Origin of the sequence: Algibacter sp., assembly GCF_049667265.1 — a bacterium.
In the GTDB taxonomy this organism is placed as follows: Bacteria; Bacteroidota; Bacteroidia; order Flavobacteriales; family Flavobacteriaceae; genus Algibacter_B.
The window spans coordinates 1-1,774 of record NZ_JBATHX010000097.1 but is presented as its reverse complement, the minus strand read 5'-3'; the positions used below and the strand labels follow the sequence as shown (position 1 = coordinate 1,774).

The window sequence follows — 1,774 nt, the reverse complement described above, 5'->3', positions numbered from 1 at the left end:
CAGTTGGGGAAGTGAAATTGACACCAAACGTTACGAAGTGTCAGGGAAATTTGGCTATGTTAATCCAGATATTCCTTGGCAAAGTATTGGTGTGCAAACGGCGTTTAGTAATCATAAACAGGAATCTTATTTTGGGTTGAACAGATATGATATTGAGCATAATAGTTTATACACCAATGCTATTTATAACTCCATTATTAGCGATTCTAGACATAAAATTAAAACAGGAATTAGTTATACTTACGATCATTATGATGAGTTAGTTGATGCAGGGAATTTAGATTCAGATTTTGAAAGAACCGAAAACTCGGTTGGAGGTTTTTTTGAATATAGTTTTGATAATCTGGAATTATTTAACCTTACTGCGGGACTTCGAATTGACCACCATAATTTATTAGGTACATTTGTAACACCGCGGGTTCATGCACGCTATTCACCCTGGAGCAAATCGGCATTTAGAGCATCTTTTGGAAGGGGAAAACGAAGTGCTAATATTTTCACCGAAAATCAGCAGTTGTTTTCGACATCAAGGCAAATTAGTATTTTGAATTCTGGCGGGTCGGTTTATGGATTATACCCAGAAATTGCGTGGAATTATGGATTTTCATATTTACAAGGTTTTAATCTTTTTGGACGAAAAGCAGACGTTACTTTTGATTATTACAAAACAGATTTTAAAAATCAAGTGGTTGTAGATTGGGAAAACCCTACTGAGATTAGTTTTTATAACCTTAACGGAAAAAGCTTTGCTAACAGTTTTCAGGTGGAGTTTAATTACAATGCCTTTGAAAATTTCGATGTAAGAATGGCATATAAATTTTACGATGTAAAAACCGATTATAATTCAGGTAGGTTGGAACGGCCTTTAACACCAAAACAACGTTTGTTCGCAAATGTTGGATACGAAACTAATCATGATGAAGAACAATTTGGACATTGGAAATTTGATGTTACTTTTAATTGGTTAAGCGATCAACGTTATGCTAGTACGACAAGTAACCCTGCTGAATATCAATTACCCGAAAGAACACCAACTGTAGCCACATTAAATGCGCAAATTACCAAAGTGTTTTCTTCACAATTTGAAGTATATTTAGGAGGTGAAAACATAACAAATTTAAGGCAGTCAAATCCTATTTTAGGAGCTGATGACCCTTTTGGTGCGAATTTTGATTCTACATTTGTATACGGCCCAATTTTTGGAAGTATGTATTATGCAGGATTACGATATAAACTTCCTTGAAAAGGGAGTCTCATAATTATTAATTAAAAATTTAAAAAAGGATTTCCTCCTTCGAGGAAATAAAAAAACAATAAATTATCATGAAAAAACTAGTAATTATAGCGTTAATGCTAACAGGAACCTTAATATTTGCTCAAAACAAAAACGCCAAAGCCTCTTTGGAAGTTGATGGTGTTTGTGGTATGTGTAAAGCACGTATTGAAAAAGCCTGTTTAAATACTAAGGGCGTAAAATTTGCAACTTGGAGTATCGAAACTCATGAATTAAAATTAATTTATGATGATCGTAAAACGGATTTAAAAACGATTGAAGGTCAGGTGTTAGCTGCAGGGCATGATGTGAAAGGGCAAAAAGCTACAGATGAAGCTTATGCAACCGTACATCCGTGTTGTAAATATCGTGATGAAGAAGTGGTAGATGACCATAATGAATAGTTTAGTACTTAAAAGCTATGCCTAAAACAGAATACCGGATTTATGTTATTGAATTATCAAAACGTGTGTTTACTGAAAATACTAAGTTTCGAGCAGC

The 1,774-nt window shown here is 34.0% G+C and carries 2 protein-coding genes; both read left to right on the top strand.

Annotated features, from left to right (window positions below; all coding sequences use genetic code 11):
• On the top strand, positions 1 to 1,243 hold a 1,243-nt coding region (locus tag WBN21_RS03580; protein ID WP_424197927.1), incomplete at its 5' end, for a TonB-dependent receptor plug domain-containing protein.
• An 80-nt stretch (positions 1,244 to 1,323) separates the two neighbouring features.
• The gene (locus WBN21_RS03575) at positions 1,324 to 1,677 is read left to right on the top strand and encodes a heavy-metal-associated domain-containing protein (RefSeq protein WP_424197926.1); all 354 of its coding nucleotides are present in this window, start codon (positions 1,324 to 1,326) and stop codon (positions 1,675 to 1,677) included.
• The last annotated feature ends 97 nt before the right edge of the window (positions 1,678 to 1,774 follow it).